This is a genomic window from Luteipulveratus halotolerans, assembly GCF_001247745.1.
In the GTDB taxonomy this organism is placed as follows: domain Bacteria; phylum Actinomycetota; class Actinomycetes; order Actinomycetales; family Dermatophilaceae; genus Luteipulveratus; species Luteipulveratus halotolerans.
Genome location: NZ_LAIR01000003.1, coordinates 46,961 through 62,902, shown reverse-complemented (window position 1 = coordinate 62,902; position 15,942 = coordinate 46,961). Strand labels below are relative to the sequence as shown.

Sequence of the window (15,942 nt, the reverse complement as noted above, 5' to 3'; positions counted from 1 at the left end):
GTCTTCACTGGGCAACAGGCGGCCGAGCGCCGAGCCTTGCAATCGGCGCCGGACCAGAACACGAGGGCAGCTACGGCCCTATAAGCCTGCTGCGACCGCGGGTGGGACTGGGCTCGGACCACGGGTGAATGGGTCGCCTCAAAGCCATCGGTGGAAACGGGATGACTGACTGTCCGTCAGGAGTACGGAGGGGCCTTCAGGTGAGTGACCCGACCTAGGAGGAACCATGCAGAGATCTCGCCGGCGAGACCCCTACCCGTGGACCTGGGAGATCCCAGCCTCGATCGCCATGATGGTGTTGCTTGCGCTGGCCCTGGGCATGCAGCTTGGGCGGTCGATCGCCAATCTGTTGTCGGGCGCAGGCTGGGCATGGGTTCCCGGAGCGAACCTGTTCACCAGCGTCCCGGGCATTGTGCGCGGCGAGGCGGGCAGCGGGATGGTCGGTCTCCGCAACGTCGCGGGCCCACACCTTCTGTGGACGTGCGTCGCGGTCGTTGAGGTCGTCTTGATCGTGGCCAGCATCTGGGGCGCGAAGGTGGCCATGGACCGATGGGGCCCGAACCGGCTGCGGGGGATGGCCACCCGGGATGAGGCCGAGAAGCTGCTCGGCCGCGCGCGCCTGCGGAAGGTGGCGCCGGTGATCCGACCGGACCTGTACGGCAAGGAGTCGAGCCGGTGAAGCCCCTGCGTGTGGAACCAGAGCAGGTGGGTTGGAGGATCGGGTCCGCGCACGAGCCCCGCGGCGGGGAGCTCTGGGTGCCCTGGGATCGCACGGCCGGTGTGATCGGACCACAAGGCTCGGGTAAGACTCTCGATCTGCTGATTCCCGCGCTGCTAGGCGCGCCAGGCGGGGCTCTGGTGACCCTGACCAAGCTGGACGATCTCTTGCTGAGCCTGACCGCACGACGTAGGGACGGGCGCCCGTGCGTGGTTCTTGACCCATTCGGACTTGCCACGGGATTGACCGAGCTGATCTTCGACCCGATTGCGGGATGCGTCGACTCGATGATCGCCGAGCGGCGCGCAAAGGCGTTTACCGCGGGCACTGTCAAGGGTGCGATTCAGGGCGGTCAGGGCGATGACGCGGCGAGGTTCTATGCCGCCGAGGCGGCCAAGGTCCTCCAGGCGTACTTCCACGCTGCGGCGCTGACCGGGCGAACGCTCGAGGACGTGCTGCGCTGGGTGGCGAACCCCCTCAGCACGACTGACCCAGGAGAGATCCTGCGAGAGCACCCCCACGCGGCGCCCTTCTGGCACGGGCTGCTCCACGGCGCGCTGCACGGCGACGACCGCACGGCGGGGAACACCATCACCACGGTGCAGCAGTCGATGAGCCTGTTCTTCCAGCAGGACATCCGACGGAGATGCGTGCCCGGACCCGATCGTCCGGCGACTGATATCGCCCATGTGATCCGCGAGGGCGGCACGATCTATCTGCTGGGCCGTGAGGACCCGTACGCCAGCGCCTCGCCGCTGATGACCGCGGTCGCCGAGCATGTCCTTGATACCGCCCTTGCTGCCGCAAACAGCTCGCCATGGGGACGGCTGTGCCCGACCTTCCTGGCGTGCCTGGACGAGCTGCCCTCGACAGCGCCCCTGCCGACGCTGCGGACGCGCATGGCCAACGAACGCGCGCTCGGGATCTCGTTCATCTACGCGGCGCAGACGTGGCGCCAGCTGGCCGCGATCTTCGGCGAGAACGACGCTCGTGCCCTGTTCGGGCTGACCAACACACTGATCATGTTCGGCGGATCCAAGGACGTGGCGTTCAACCAGGAGATCAGCGACCTCGTCGGCACGGTACGGGTGGCGCGCACCAGTTGGCAGAGCGGCCAGATGGGCGGGCGCACGACCTCGGGAGAGGACATCCCGATCCTGCGGCCGGAGGAGATCCGGCAGCTGAAGGAACGGCACGCGCTGGTGATCGCGGAGAACGGCAAGCCGATCATCGCCGGCCTGAAGCGGTGCATCGACGGGAGTGCTGGCCGGCGCTTGCGCGCCGACCAGGAGCTCCTTCGATCCGAGCTTGAGACCGTGCGCCGTCGAACCATCCCCCCCGAGGCCCGCACCACTGCCGCCCTGGTCGAAGCCAAGCGCCGGGGCCTGATCGATGACAGGAGCCACCAGTGACCTCGGACGCCGCGCGACAGATTCAGCCGGACTCGATGACGCGCCCCTTCCCGGAGGGCGGCAGCATGCTGCGTCTGGCCTACCGGGAGCTGACCATCGCCGCCAACGGCGACGCCGAGCAGGTCAAGGCTCTCGGCCCGCTAAACATGCTCCCTCGGCCCTGGGATCCGCCCACGTGCCGCCGCCCGGAGCTGCGAGAGCAGCTGTGGGAGTGGCTCGAGGAGGTCGTCAACTGGCTCAACCGCGAGTACGTCTGGGATGTGGCGGGCATGATCCCCACCTGTTGGCCGAGTCACCCACATCTCGTCCATGAGATCGCGGTGCTGGCGGATCAGCGCCGGCGTGCTGGGTTGGCGCTGAACAGCGACGCGATGGAGGAATGGCACCGGTACGCGCTGCCGGCGTTCACTGACCGGCTGCGGAACCGGGCCAAGGACCACTGCGAGGATGGCCATCAGACCTGGCCCGGCCGGAGCCGGTACGCGCGGCAAATGAGTGACCAGTCTGCGCACACACGGGAGCAGGTATACGCGGCCGACGTGCTCACGACCGCCACTGTGCGCAAGCCCGAGCCGGCTGCGGCCGAACGCGCGAGGTTGGCAGCGGTCGACCTCGGGACGGGGGAGATCCTCGACGAACCCGAACCGCGGTAGCGGGGGACCGCCCGGCCCGGCCGCAGACGCGCGATGGGTTCTGAGTCGGGAGGGCGCCCAGTCCGGGGCAGCCGTAGAAGGGTGCCTGCCAGCTCGAAACTCCGGGGCTTAGTTGCTCGTGTAGCGGCAAGAGGGAAACCCGGTGCAGCCGAAGAACGGGCCGTACTTGCCGGTCTTCTGAACCACGCGGTTGATCTTGCACCTCGGACAGATCACGGGTGTCGCGTCGGTGCCGTCGGCTGCTGTGACCGGAGTCTGTTCGGTGCCGACGAGCTCGAGCAGGAACGGTGACTCGTGGCCGGCCCGCGTCAGGAGGAGCACCTCGCGGCGGGTACGGGTGAGGGCCACGTAGAAGAGGCGTCGTTCTTCGGCGTAAGGGTGGGTCTCGGCGCCGGGCATCGCGAGGTCCAGCAAGGGGTCGTCCTGGATGGTGCTGGGGAAGCCGCGTCGCTCCAGCCCGGCGATGACGACGTAGTCGGCCTCGTCGCCCTTGGACTTGTGCACCGTGCTGTAGCGCACTTGCAGGTGTCGGCGGCGCTTGCCGATGGCCTGAGAGACCGGACCCTCGGTCTTGTTATACCGGCCCAGGACCAGCACGGTGGCCGTGGTCTCGAGCGTGTTGTCGAGATCGGTGAGCCACTGGTCGAGGGCGGCGTCGTAGTCGGCCTTGTCCTCGACAGCGATCGCCCGCACTGGTGTGGGTTCTCCGGGATTGCTGGCGTGGACCTGCTTGTCCAGCTGGGCAGGGTTCTTGGTGACGAACCGTCCGGCGATATCGCACACCGTCTGCGGGGAGCGGAAGGTGCGGGTCAGGTAGACGGTCTGGGCGGGACCGAAATGGTCGGCGAAGTCGCTCATGACCGACAGGTCGGATCCGGCGAAGCGGTTAATCGATTGCCAGTCGTCGCCGACGGCGAGCAGGTAGGTGTTCGGCGCGCCGGTGAGGGCAGCAACCAGTCGGGCGCGGGCGAGGCTGGTGTCCTGCATCTCGTCGACCAGGACCAGGCGGTAGGGGCTGGTCCACCGGCCGGCCTCGAGGTGATCGGTGGCCTGGTTGATCATGTCTTCGAAGTCGATCGCCCGGTCTGCGGCGAGGTCGTGGTTCCAGGCCTGGACGACGGTGGCGTACAGGCGCAGGAACAGCTGCGTCCGCAGGTCGCCGGGTGGGGCTGTGTTGTCGAGCGTGGCCGGGTCGAGCTGGTTGCCTTTGGCGTGGACCATGAACGTGCGGAACAGGTCGAGCAGCTCAGCGTCGGTGATCGGCTCCTCGCCGGGGATTGGTCGGAAGGGGTCTTCGTCGAGGTCCTGGCCGAGGCGCTGCAGCTCGCGGGCCAGGTGCTCGAACCCGGAGCCGTTGCGGATGCTGGCCGAGGTGGTCTCCAGCAGGGTCGTGTCGTAGTACTGGTGGGTGGCTCGCTTCCACTGCATGCCTTCGGCATAGCCGGCGAAGTGCGGTGGGGCCTGGCCGTGGGCGTTCACGGCCCAGTGCTCGTGGTAGGCGTCGATCTGCGGGTAGTAGAAGTCCGGGGTGTACTGGCCATGCTGAGGGTCGGCGGTGTCGTGCTCGTAGCTGCGCTCGTACTCATACGGCACGCCGTTGAGGAACAGCCAGTTCGCGATCATCACCTCTTCCTGGCTGCGCACCACCTCGCCGGCGAGCGTCTTGAACCCGGACACGGCCGTGTCTCGGTCCCACGCCTCAGGGTCAGGGGCCTCGTCGAAGGCGGCCAGCGGCCGCCCGAACACGAGCCGGAACAGGTCCCAGTCCCGGCGGAAGGCCGGATCGGCGTCACGGAGCCGGTCGACCACATGAGCCAAGCGACCGATGCCCTTGTCCTTGGTGATGTCGTTCGGGACGGAGGGCTTCTTGCCGGTTGCTTCGCCGATGATGCGCAGGCCCAGGGCGTGGAACGTGCTCGCGGTGATCCCGGACCCGGTGTCGCCCAGGCGCGCGCCGACGCGTTCGGACAGCTCTTCGGCTGCCCTCTTGTTGAACGCGAGCATCAGGATCTGGGCCGGCTGCGCGAGCTCGCGCCGGGCCGCGTACGCGGCCCGGGCGACCATGATCGAGGTCTTGCCGGAGCCGGCGGAGGCGATCACCCGGACCCGGTTGTCGAAGCAGACCGTCGCTTTCACCTGCTCGCCGGTGAGTGGCGTCTTCTCCACGGTCGCGAAGAATTCGCGGGACTCCTGCGATTCCCAGGCGAGGAACTGCTCGTTGCGAGCAGCGGCCCAGTCGTCCAGGTCCAATGACCGCACATTCTGGATCTGCTGCTGCACGGGGGCGATCTTGGCGCCGACGAAAGGCCCGAGTCGAGGCTCGCGAGCGGCGGCGTCGATCGAGTCCAAGGCCGGGCGTGCGCGGTCCAGCCCGCGCAACGTGTCGTGGGCCAACCAGACGGGCCGCTCAGCGTGCTGCCTCAGCTGCTCGGACCATGCAGCCACCCGGTCCAGATCCGCCTCGGCCCCGCGCTGGAGCTCCGTGGCCGCCCGCTGCAGGTCTTGCTCCCGCAGGATGCACTTGCGGATCTGATCCGCCTCCGAACGCCGCGCACCCGGAAGCTCGACCCGGCCGGACGCCGTGCGCAACGTGACCGTGGTCCACCACCCGGTGTGCTGCAGCTCCGGACGCCTCACCTCCAGGACAGCAGCTCGATGCGTCGCGCCGGACTGCTCGACGACAACAGCGCCATCGATGATCTGCAGGTCCCACGAGTCGACCCCCCGGAAGATGCGTGCCAGAACACTCGGTCCCCACCGCGTCACCACTACCCCCTTTGTCGTCCGCTTGATCCTGAATAGCAGTGGCTACCAGCGCGTGAGGACTTGCACGCCCGACAACTTGTTGCCGATGCCCAGCGTCGCCACTCGCCGTGGTGCGAGCTGCCCGGGACCTGGTGTCATCGCCGCGGACCGGTGGGTCGGTCGGCGGCGGCGGGCCTGGCCGCTCGCCGGTCACGGTCGGCGCCGACCGGCGCGCTGGTAGTCACTCGGCCGCCGGTGTCTATGGGCACGTCAAGGGCGGCCACCAGCCGGTAGCGCAGGTCCTGGGCGGGCTGCTCGGCCAGCGGGCGTTCTGAGACGAGCTTGCGGGTCACGGCGGGTACGTCGTGACCTTCGGCATGGGCCTGGTCCAGGACCTGTGCCAGTGCTGGCCAGTCGGCTTCGCGAGGCAGCCGGTTGTCGAGCTCACCGGCGAGACCCGCCCACCGCTCCTGCGGCGGACGCTGGGAGGAGGTGCGCATGCGGTCGCGGACGTCGCGGACCTGATCCAGCTGTGTGCGCGCGGCCCTGTTTCGATCGGTGGCCCAGGACTCGGCGGCGGGGATGAGATCGCGCTGGGCCATGGCTGTACTGAGCCGCAACCGCCCCGAGACTCGCGCCGCTCCTTGGCGCCAGTGACGGGCCGGGCGCGCCGCGAGAACCCGAGCAGCGGCGATTCTGGCCTTGTCCGGCGGGAGGTTGTTGAGGCGCTCCTCCAGGATGGTGTCGGCCAGGGGCGCAGGCCGTTCGAGCGCCGTGCGTAGTGCGGCTGCCCCACGGAGGGTGAACATGTCCGCGGGGTCGAGCCCGGCAGGGAAGACAGCGTGGCCTGGGTCGAGATCGTGCGGGGCCAGCAGCCAGTAGTCGCGCTCGGCGGCGACCTGACCTGAGAGGTTCTTGTCGTTGTCGGTAGCGACAACCAGCCAGGGGTCGTACTCGGTGGCCGCAGCGTCGAGGTCCGTGGCGTCGCCAGAGCCGAAGTGGTCTCGCACCGCGGCCAGCTGGCGAGCCTGCTCCTCGGTCAAGGACGTTCCCAGCGGTGCGACACCGACCAGAGCCCCCTCACCTGCAAGGGTGACGGCGATCGCGTCCATGGGGCCCTCGACCAGGACGGGTCGGGTTCCGTTCTCGTACAGGTCGGATCCGGCGACGTACAGCTGGGAGCCCATGCTGAATAGGGATGTCGTCGGGCTGTTGAGGTACTTGGGGCCCTTCTTGTCCTCATCGGTCAGGTCCGGGTGGCGGCGACCGACGAAACCCAGGACGACATCCTCCCCGCCGAATGGGACGGTGTCGAAGTTCTCCCAGCCGTCGCGGCGATGGATGATCGGCAGCACGAGGCGGTTCACGAAGTGGTCGCGCACCCGGCCGGTGGTCTCGTTTCGCTTTGCGACGCCGGCGGCCACCATCTCCTCGTCGTTGACCCCGTGCCCGCGCAGGTGCTTCACCAGACGATCCCACCCGGGCGGCGCGAACCCGGGCTGGAAGCGCTCGTCCGCGACCAGATCCGTCCCCAGCCGGGCGACCAGGTGCTCAGCGGCCCACGACTGAGGCAGCTGCCCGCGGTAGTAGGCGAGCGTGAGGGCGTTGATCTGCGCGATGCGCTCAGTGGTGACCGGACTGTCGGCGAAGCGGACCTCGCGGTCGATCGCTCGGTCGATCAGGGCCTCGGTGGTCTCCAACGGACCGAGGCTGTCCCGCACGAGCTCGGCCATGACCAACTGGTGCTCGAGGTCATCGGCAGCGCGACCGGCAGGGTCGGCCCTCTCGAGCGGATCGAGGTGGTCTGGGTCGTCCGGCGCCTCGGCCAAGGGCAGTTCTTCGTCTGCGTGGTGCGGCATGAGCACGGCCACGTCGTCCTCCGGTGGCGGCACGTGCTCCCACAGGTCGTCGTCCTCGGGGTGGAACTCGCGGTGCTCGTCGGGGACGGGGTCCATCGCGACCGACAGGCGCCACACGAGGGACTGGCACGGATCGTCTCCGAGGTCTGCGGGCGGGGCGGACTCACCCCGGAACAGGGCGTCCACGGTCCACCCGCGCTGCACCGCGCGGTCGACTGTGGTGACCAGGGTCGGCCACCACGGGCTGTCCTGGACCAGCTTGGCGCGAGCGGGACCGAGCAGGTCGGGCAGCCGTGTCGCCCAGGCTGTCGAGACCTGCTGGTCGTTGTCGACCTGTTCGGCGACCGCGGGAGACAGGTGCCGGCTGATCCGCCACCACAACGCGGCTGCCGCGTGCTCGTCGGGCAAGGTCCCCGCGGCTGCAGCCCTCCGCAGCATGCCGGGCGCATCGACGCCCGAACGAGCCATTGCGGCCAGCCGCTCTGCCAGGAACGGGGCGAAAGGGTCCCGCCCAGAGGCAGGGGAGATGGCTGCGATCTGCGACCCCCATTCGTCCATGGCGGGCGCGCGGTCGCCGGTGAGCCGCTCCGTAAGACCCCCTTGCCACAGGGCTGCGGCCTTCTGCAGCTGGGGTCGTCCGGTGGGTCGCTGATCGGCGTCGTCGACGAGCATGGCGGCGCGCCACACGGCGACGTCGCCAAGGACGGTGTCGGCCGGTCTGCCGCCACCGTGCGAAGCCCAAGCGGGTGTCTCGCCGGCGATGGCGGCATCGCGGACGATGCCGGCGAGGTCACTTACCTTGGCGGCCCGCTGCCGCAGGTACGGTCCCCAGATTGCGTCTGCTGCGAGCGTGTCGGGCACGGCAGGCACCCACGGCAACGGGCCTCGGCCGGCACCGCGAAGGCCGCTGTCGTCAAGGCGCCAGTCCAGGACCGCAGCCGTGTCAGCTGCGGTGTCCAGCTCACGTGCGCCCGCCGCCGCACGCAGAAGACTGATCGGGTCGGCGCCCTGCGCACTGGTGAGGATCAGGTGAGCGCGCAGCGCAGGCCATGCAGGCTGTTCGGTCACCTCTGGAACGACCCGCTCGGCGTCAGCCTCGAGCGCTTGGACCTTTTCGGCGCCGAGGGTCTTCTCCGCCGCGACGTACAACGCATCCAGGTAGCGCTGAGCGGCTTGCCCGAGCAGCACGGTCGGCTCGGCTTGCTCGCGCAGCATCGTGCTGGCGGAGCGGGGTGCATCGTCGCGGGCGAGAATCCGCTCGAGCAGGTCGGTCGGCGTGAGCGGGTGGGTCATCTCCGGGCGGATCACGGAGTGAGGGTCGCCGTCGCCGACCACCTCGAGATAGACGTGGTTCGCGTGCTTGCCGCGGGTCATCATCGTGTACAGCTGCTGCCGCGTCTCGTCCCCGCTGGCGAGGCCGTGCATGGTGTCGACGGAGACGCCCTGGGCGGCATGCACGGTGGTCGCGTAGCCGAGCTCGGTGGAGCTTTGGACGTAGTCGGCGGGGAGGGTGACCAGCCGTCCGTTGTTGGCGTGCTGCACCTTCAGGGCGCCCGACTCGATGCCCAGGACGGTCCACCTGTCGCCGTTCTTCACCCAGTCGGTGGCTGCGGTCCTCAATCTGCGGTCGTTGGATCGGGTGATGACCAGGTCGCCGACACTGGCCAGATTGCCGTCCGCGAGCCCGACTGTCGGCGCTGCCGTTGCGTCCAGGGCGGAGGCGGTGCCTTCCAGCCGGTGCGCACGGGCGCGCTGGTTGAGCTCGCTCACCAGCTCACGCGTGGGAGCGAGCATGAGGGAGTCAAGCCCGTTGCCCCGGTCGGCCTGCCAGGCGGAGAACACGTCCTCGGTCATCGTGGACAGGTCGCCGACGTGGACACGTTCGCGGTCGAGGTAGAAGCCGAGCGCCTCGGGTTGCCCATCGCGGAGGGCCAGAGAGGCGGACCCCTCGGCCGGGTCGACGAAGCGGACGAGCTCGGTGAGCCGAGAAGCACCGTGGGTGGCTTGGATGTCCCGGAGCACCCCGCCTGCACCGATCGCCGCGAGCTGCTGGTCGTCGCCGATCAGTCGGACGCTTCCGCCCCGGTCGAGAACGAACTGGACCGCGAGGTCTAGGGACAGAGTGTCGGCCATGCCGGCCTCGTCGATCACCACCAGCGTCTCGGGCCCAATGTCGGTCACCGTCACCCGCCATGGCGCAAGTGACGCGTTGCGGGCGGTCTGCGCGGGGCCGTCTGGGGCGTACCAGGACCGGGCATCGGGGTCCCACTGAGCGCCGGCGGCCTCGGCGAGCGCCTGTTCAGCGGCAGGGACGTCGAGCCAGGTTCGCAGGTCGGGGTCGCGCTCGGTGATCTCGTGTATCAGCTTGGCGAGGGTGTCGGTGCTGGTGTCGATCTGGGCCCGGAGGGCGGCGGCAGCGGCGGCTGAGGGCGCCAGGCCCAAGACGGTGCCGCCGCCCTCAGCCCATGCACCGGCGAGCGCTCTCATCGCCGTTGTCTTGCCCGCGCCCGCGGGCGCGATCGCAAGTTGGACGCGCGCGCCGGAGGTGGCCATGCCGCGGACCAGCGAGGTCTGCCCAGCATTGAGCGTGACCCCGTTGGCGGTGGTCTCCATCAGCGCCAAGTCGACGGCGAGTTCATCGACGCGATGCCCGTCGGTGCGCCCAGCAGCGGCTACCAGGCGACGCTCGGCGGCCAACACGTTGGGGGAGGTGAACAGGCCTGCCCCGGCGACGGTGTAGACGCTGGTCCCGTCCTTGCGACGCAGGTCGGGCGGCTCCGAGATGTCAGCTTCAACCCGGGTCAGGGGAGTGGAGAGGACGCTCGTGAGCGCCCTCTCCACCACCTGGTCGACGAGCTGTGGCATGCGTGCAGGTGAGGCGCCGGCACCTCGAACCTGGCGCTCGGCCTCGGCACGTACGTGCCAGACCTGCCACGTGGATCTACGGCTCTCCATCTGTGTGACGACGGCCCGCGCCGTCGCATCGATGTCGACTTCGGCGTACTGCAGCGTCCTTCCGGGACGACCAGGACCCATCGTCGAGCTGAGCATGGCCGCGATTTCGGCCTCGCCGCCGAGGACCTCACGGGCCTGGTCCCGCCACGTGCTGCGCTGCTCGGCGAGCGTGCGCGGCTCGTGCTTGGGATCGCGCGTTTCCAGGGTGGCCTGCTGAGCCAGCTTGACCGATTCCACGGGTGTGGGAGGCCGTCCATGGGTGCGCTGAAAGTCGGCGGCAAGCTGGTTGCGACGCCCTTCGATACTGATCCGCCGGGCCGACCACCGTTGGTTCAACGCCGGGTCGACGCCGACGACCTCCCGGATCGGGCGCTTACGCAGGTCGCCACTGGTTCGCTCGGCGAAGTTGAGGCCGAGGTCGGCGTGCAGGTGACGTTCGAGCGCAGTGTTGTAGGTCTCCGAGGCAGCGACTGTGGCCTTGAACAGCACGCGGCCGTCGATGGCCAGCCACTTCCCCTCGGCGGTCTGCACCTTGTTGGCCACCGCTACGTGCGTATGCAGGTCGGGGTCGGCGGCGCGACTGTCACGGTGCGTGAACGCGGTGGCGACCAGTCCCTGTACGTCGACCTGACGGACGCCGTTGGTGCCCTCACGCGAGTACAGCGCGTGCTCTTCGATGAAGGTCAGGGCGTCCTTGACGGCGGCCTGGTGAGCGCGTTCGATCCGGGCGGCGGTGCTCGGATCGGCGATCGCCCACAGGGTCGAGACCGACTTCACCGGGCTGAAGGTCAGGTCATAGCCGGCCACTGCCTGCGTCTTCGGCCGCGAGTGCTTGGCGATGGTGGCAGCCAGTTCACGGGCGTCCAGGGGATCGCGGCCGTGCTCGGCGCGGAAGAACTCCTGGGCGACTTCCGTGCGGACACGGGCCCGCTCCTCGGCTGCGACTGGCCAATCGCCGGGCAGCCCGGCGGCTTCATTGAGGTCGGCGAGGCGCTTGGCCACCTCGAGCCGGTAGGCGGACACGTCGGAGCTGTAGACCTTGTACGGGACGCCGAGACGGGTCACGGCCTGGACGTCCTTGTCGCTCAGGTCGGGGCCGCGTAACTGCTCGCGGCGTTCGTGCGCGAGCGGGTGGTGACCTGATCCGAAGAGGGCTTGCATCTGTGCGGCGGTGACCACGTCGCCGGCCGCCAGGCCATCGATGCCGACCATTCCGGACCCCGCCCAGACACCAGGGGTCTCACCCTTCTCGGTGTAGTAGCTGGCCAGCCCGGTGTGGCCCTTGTCGGTGGCGTCCATCGCCGCCACCTGCCGGGTCAGGTAGTCATACCCCGACCCGGCAGTCAGCTTGTGGATGCTCATCGTCACAACCACCTGAGGGCGCGAGCGCAGCCCTGGCGGTCAGGTGGTTGAAAAAGTAAGGACCAGGAATGCAAGAGGTGTGTGGGACTCGGTCTGTGATGGTTCGGCAGGGGGTACGGAGCGAGTCGGCTGCGTCGGGTGAGGTGGCCGCTGGAGCGGGGCGGACTGTCTTAGGGGTGTGCGACGGTTCGACACGAGAAAGGTGCGCATCAGATGGGCAAGCAGACGATCAAGCAGGAGGCTCGGCGGGCGGCGCTGGATGCTCAGTCGAGACGGCGGGCAGAACGTGCAGAGCGTGAGCGCAGAGTGGAGGGCCTCGCGCTGCAGGTGCTCGTTGCGATTCGAGAGCGCGAGGCAGCCATGCGGGACGCTGATCGCCGCGCGGGTGAGGCGTTGGGCGAGATGGTCGAGACCGAGGGGTTGTCGACGCGCGAGGTGGTCGAGTGGTGCGGTGGCGAAGTGAGCGCGCGGGAGGTCGCCCGTCTGCGCCGGGTGGCGGCAGAGGCGGCCGGCGAGCGGGAGGCCGCAGGAGCCTCGGGCGGGCCGGCGACCGTGGACGACGGCGACGACGGCGATGGTCCTGCGGCATCACCGTCGCCGGCATGATCCGGTGAGCGCGCGGCGTCTTGACAGCGCGGGCGTGGCAGCGCTGTCGGCTGCGCTGTCAGACGCTGAGGTCGTGTCGCGGTACGTGGCGAAGGTCGTGCGGGTGCCGGGAAGCGGCTGCGCCTGGTGGACCGGTGCCGTGAGCGGCCGTGGGCACGGGCGGTTCTGGTTCGCTGACGGTCGCGTGATCGTGGCGCACCGGTTCGCGTTCGGGTTGGCACATGGCGTGCAGCGCCTCGAGGCTGTCCGTGTGTTGGGCCACCGCTGCGACAACCCGCTGTGCCAGCGAGTTGGGCCGGGGCACGTGGTGGCGTCATCGGCGGCCGAGAACCGGCGTGAGTGGGTGGTACGACGGGAGCTGTCCGGCTCACCGCTGGGTGACCCGCGCGGTGCGCGGCGTCGAGCGCGCGAGCTGCGAGACATGGCGCGTCGGGATCCTGGTGCGGTCGCCGCCGACCTGGAACGGCTGCGGCGGTTCTGCGGGGAGCAGCTGCCGTTGTGGTGAGGCGCGAAGAGGCGACCGGCTCTGTGGGCCGGTCGCCTCTTCTGTCAGGGCAGGGACTACACGTGCAGGCAGTCCACGATGTCAGCGGTGTTGGCGATGCCGGTGAGGGCGGTCGCCAGGGATCGCGCCGTGCGCGGGCTGAGGTCCAGAGAGCCGCCCTCGACGCTCACGGTGACGCGGACGGCGGCAGGGCCGGTGCCGTCGCGGCGGACCGCGGCGGTCAGGGCGTGGCCGTGCTCGTCATAGAAGGTCATGGACTCGCCTAGGACAAGGACGCCGTCAGGGTGGGTGGTGATGTTGTCATCGCGGCGGGACATGGTCGCGCTCCTTGCTCGGTGAGGTGAGGTGGTGGGCGGTCGCGCCGCGTCCGGGGAGTCGGCGCGGCGCGACCGCTGCTTGGGGTCAGGCAGGGACCAGCGCGTTCCACGCGGCCTGCTTGATGCGGGCCGGGTCGTCGCTGGTCAGCAACCGGGTCGCGCGTGCCGCTGACACGTCCTGCCCGTTGCTGCGGACCGGTGCGAAGTGGTCGACGTACTCCACGACCGCCTGGTATCCGGCCCACGCCGTCCCGCGAATCGCGGCCTGGGTGTCGGCCTCGTGCCACAGGTGCGACAGCGTGGCTGAGCGTGTGCGTGCGGTGTTCTTTGATCGGGCGGGCGCGTCCGACGAGACTGGGAAACAGCGGCGCACCAGTTCGTTGAACTGGGCGTCGGTCATGGTCGTCTGGACAAGGCGCTCCGCCTCGACCTCGAACTGCTCGCAGTACGCGAGCGTGAGCCCGAGCGCATTGCGAGCCTGCTGGACAGCGCTCTTGGCGTTGCGGGTGTGGCGAACGCTGAACGTCGAGACATGGTCGCGCAGGGCGGCGGCCTGCGTGTTCGCGCACACCACGCGCACGGGCGTGATCAGGATGCGGAACGCTGACGATCCGTCGTGTGAGTTCAGCGCTGCGATGTTGAGGTCGACCTCGTCAGTGCCGCCGACCTTGAGCGACTCGGGCAGCCGCATCGTGACGAACACCTGACGACCACCGCGCAGTGACCCAGCCGTCTCGAAGACCGCGCCGGACTCGTGCGACAGCGTATTGAGGAACTCGGCGTGCTCTTCGTTCTGCAAGGGCGTGTAGCTGGAGCCGACGACGCCGAGTGCCTCGGCGCGGTTGTCGAACGGGTTCGTGCGCACGGTCGCGAAACCCGGTGCGTCGATGGTGGTGACGCCGTCCTCGGTGACTTCGCTCGCAGTGAGCGGCACCTTACGAACGTTCCAGCCGCCCAGGTGGCCCAGAGTCATCGCCTCCTCGGCCGTGAACGCTCGGTCGCGCACCACGGTGCCAAGTTGGTGCCAGGCGTCCTGGCGGGCAAAGACGGCGGCGGCCTGGGTGCCATGGGTCTCGATCTGGTGGGGCATGAGGGCTCGTTCCTCTCGGTTCTCTGTCCTGACAAAAGCAAGACTACTCTTTCTATTCTACTGAGTGGTGTTGTCCACAGATGGAGGTTTCAGCGAGTGAGGTGTCGCGGCGCGGTCAGCTTGCGGCATCGGCAGGGACCGTGGGGGCTTGCCGGTCGCCGGTCGCGGTGCTGGCCCGCTTGGTCCGCGGCTCGCGCTTGGTCTTACGTCCGGCCGCTCGCTGCTCGATGTCGCCCAGGGGGTAGCCGTTGGCGGCGAGGAAGTCGAGGTAGCGCGCGGTGTCGTCGTCCACCGATCGCCACGTGCGATCGCTCATGCGCGCCTCGTAGGCCGCGCAGCAGTGGCCGACTGCGACGACAAGGGCGCGCCCGTCGGTCGCCTTGGTGAGCGCGGCGGCGCGGGTGCTGCCGTACTCATGCTTGCCGCCGTACAGCAGCACGTCGGCCAGGTTGGCAGCGCGGTGCTCGCTGAGCGGCTGGGCGTTGGCGACGATGGTCGCCGCCACGAACCGCCCGGCGCCCTTGGGCGCGCTCTTGCGGGTGAGGAACTTGGTTACCCACTCCTGGCGCACGGTCTCGGCTGCCCGCCACGCCTTGTTGCCCTCGATGACCTCCCGACGCTCGGCGGCTGCCTTCTTCCGCTCGGCGTCGGTCATGTCGGCTGCCTTCTTCTTGGTGCTGCTGCCGCGCAGCGTCGAGTACCAGTCGCGGTGCCCGTGCTTCTTGTAGTCGGTGCACACGTGGTGCACCTCGGTGGTGCGCTGCCGCTCCTGGCTCGGCTCCTGGTCCTCGTCAAGGTCCTCGTCCTCGAACTCGACCCACTCCCAGCCCATCCGCACGTAGGCGGCGTGCCCGGGGCACGCGCCGTGGTCCTCGACGCTGATCGCGTTGCCCTCGGCATCGCGCAGGCGGTCCACGCTGAGCGCGGCCTCGTCGTCGTACGACGGCGGGGCGTCCAGGACGGTCACGCCCTGCTCGCGCAGGAGGGCCTGTGCCTGGGCGACCTGTTCCCGGTCGCTGCGCTCGTCGCGGCACTTCTGCAGGACGTGGTCGAACTGACCGGTCTGCGCGGCTGCGGTCAGGGCCGTGACGGCTTCGGTGTCGTCCTCGAACTCGGCCAGGCCTGCGGCCTGGTCCAGGGTCAGGAAGTCGTACCGCTGGGTGGCCTTGGTCGCCAACTCCGACTTGGTCACGGCGAGACCGGAGTCGACGTCGGCGCGCTTCGCGCCGGTGCGCTTGGCGATCTGCGCGGCGCTCACGCCGAACCCGGCCAGCTGCTCGAATCCCTTGACCTCATCGGCAGCGGTCAGCGATGCCCGGTGGTAGTTCGCCGCCATCTGGGCGATGATCCGGTCGGCGTCCTCGCGCTGCTGCGCGGCGTAGGCGGGGATCGTGGGCCGCTTGGCCTCGATCGCGGCCAGCGTCCGACGCTGACCGTCGACCACTACGTAGGCACCCTCGGTGTCGTAGTAGCCCACGACGGGGACGATCACGCCCTGCTCGCGCACGCTGCTGATGAAGTCCTTGGTCAGGGTCTTGGCGGCGTCGCTGCGCACGTTCGCGCCGATCTGCACCGTTGCCGGGTCGATCTCGACCACACTCGGGGTCGGCCGATTCTTGGTGGTCTGCGCAGGGGTTGTCGTGGCCACGAGGATTCTCCTTAGTAGAGTAGAAAGAGGCTGATGTGGCTATCCTGCTCGCACGCGCGTGGTGGGAACGCG

General features: G+C 69.2%; 10 protein-coding genes. 5 read left to right on the top strand and 5 right to left on the bottom strand.

Annotated elements, in window-relative coordinates:
- The first annotated feature begins 289 nt into the window (after positions 1-289).
- The 3 genes from VV01_RS21530 to VV01_RS21520 are packed head-to-tail and all read left to right on the top strand — an operon-like array spanning position 290 to position 2,783.
- Positions 290-679, top strand: a complete 390-nt coding sequence (locus tag VV01_RS21530) for a hypothetical protein (RefSeq protein ID WP_197275231.1) — start codon at positions 290-292, stop codon at positions 677-679.
- Positions 676-2,130, top strand: a complete 1,455-nt coding sequence (locus VV01_RS21525; protein ID WP_071606622.1) for a type IV secretory system conjugative DNA transfer family protein — start codon at positions 676-678, stop codon at positions 2,128-2,130. The genes VV01_RS21530 and VV01_RS21525 overlap by 4 nt, the downstream gene beginning before the upstream one ends.
- Positions 2,127-2,783: a hypothetical protein gene (locus VV01_RS21520; protein ID WP_197275230.1), complete on the top strand. Its 657-nt coding sequence runs from the start codon at positions 2,127-2,129 to the stop codon at positions 2,781-2,783. Before VV01_RS21525 ends, VV01_RS21520 begins: the two co-directional genes overlap by 4 nt.
- A gap of 108 nt (positions 2,784-2,891) precedes the next feature.
- Here VV01_RS21520 and VV01_RS21515 read toward each other — a convergent pair whose 3' ends face one another.
- The gene (locus VV01_RS21515; RefSeq protein WP_157509225.1) at positions 2,892-5,549 is read right to left on the bottom strand and encodes a UvrD-helicase domain-containing protein; all 2,658 of its coding nucleotides are present in this window, start codon (positions 5,547-5,549) and stop codon (positions 2,892-2,894) included.
- Positions 5,550-5,683: 134 nt separating this feature from the next.
- Positions 5,684-11,704 carry a MobF family relaxase gene (gene mobF / locus VV01_RS21510; RefSeq protein WP_050672209.1) on the bottom strand — a complete coding sequence of 2,007 codons (6,021 nt, stop codon included), beginning with the start codon at positions 11,702-11,704 and terminating at the stop codon, positions 5,684-5,686.
- 213 nt (positions 11,705-11,917) lie between these two features.
- Between mobF and VV01_RS23620 the strand changes: the two genes are divergently transcribed.
- Entirely contained in the window at positions 11,918-12,310 is a 393-nt protein-coding gene (locus tag VV01_RS23620) for a hypothetical protein (RefSeq protein ID WP_050672125.1), read from the top strand.
- A 73-nt stretch (positions 12,311-12,383) separates the two neighbouring features.
- Positions 12,384-12,815 carry a hypothetical protein gene (locus VV01_RS23615; protein WP_197275228.1) on the top strand — a complete coding sequence of 144 codons (432 nt, stop codon included), beginning with the start codon at positions 12,384-12,386 and terminating at the stop codon, positions 12,813-12,815.
- Between the two features lie 56 nt (positions 12,816-12,871).
- Here the strand turns inward: VV01_RS23615 and VV01_RS21495 are convergent, their stop codons facing one another.
- From VV01_RS21495 to VV01_RS21485, 3 genes are all read right to left on the bottom strand, one after another.
- Positions 12,872-13,132, bottom strand: coding sequence for a hypothetical protein (locus VV01_RS21495; RefSeq protein ID WP_050672123.1), 261 nt, complete (start codon positions 13,130-13,132; stop codon positions 12,872-12,874).
- 85 nt (positions 13,133-13,217) lie between these two features.
- Positions 13,218-14,222, bottom strand: a complete 1,005-nt coding sequence (locus VV01_RS21490) for a DUF932 domain-containing protein (RefSeq protein ID WP_050672122.1) — start codon at positions 14,220-14,222, stop codon at positions 13,218-13,220.
- Positions 14,223-14,337: 115 nt separating this feature from the next.
- Complete coding sequence (locus tag VV01_RS21485) at positions 14,338-15,870, bottom strand: ParB/RepB/Spo0J family partition protein (protein ID WP_050672121.1); 1,533 nt, start codon at positions 15,868-15,870, stop codon at positions 14,338-14,340.
- Positions 15,871-15,942 lie beyond the last annotated feature (72 nt).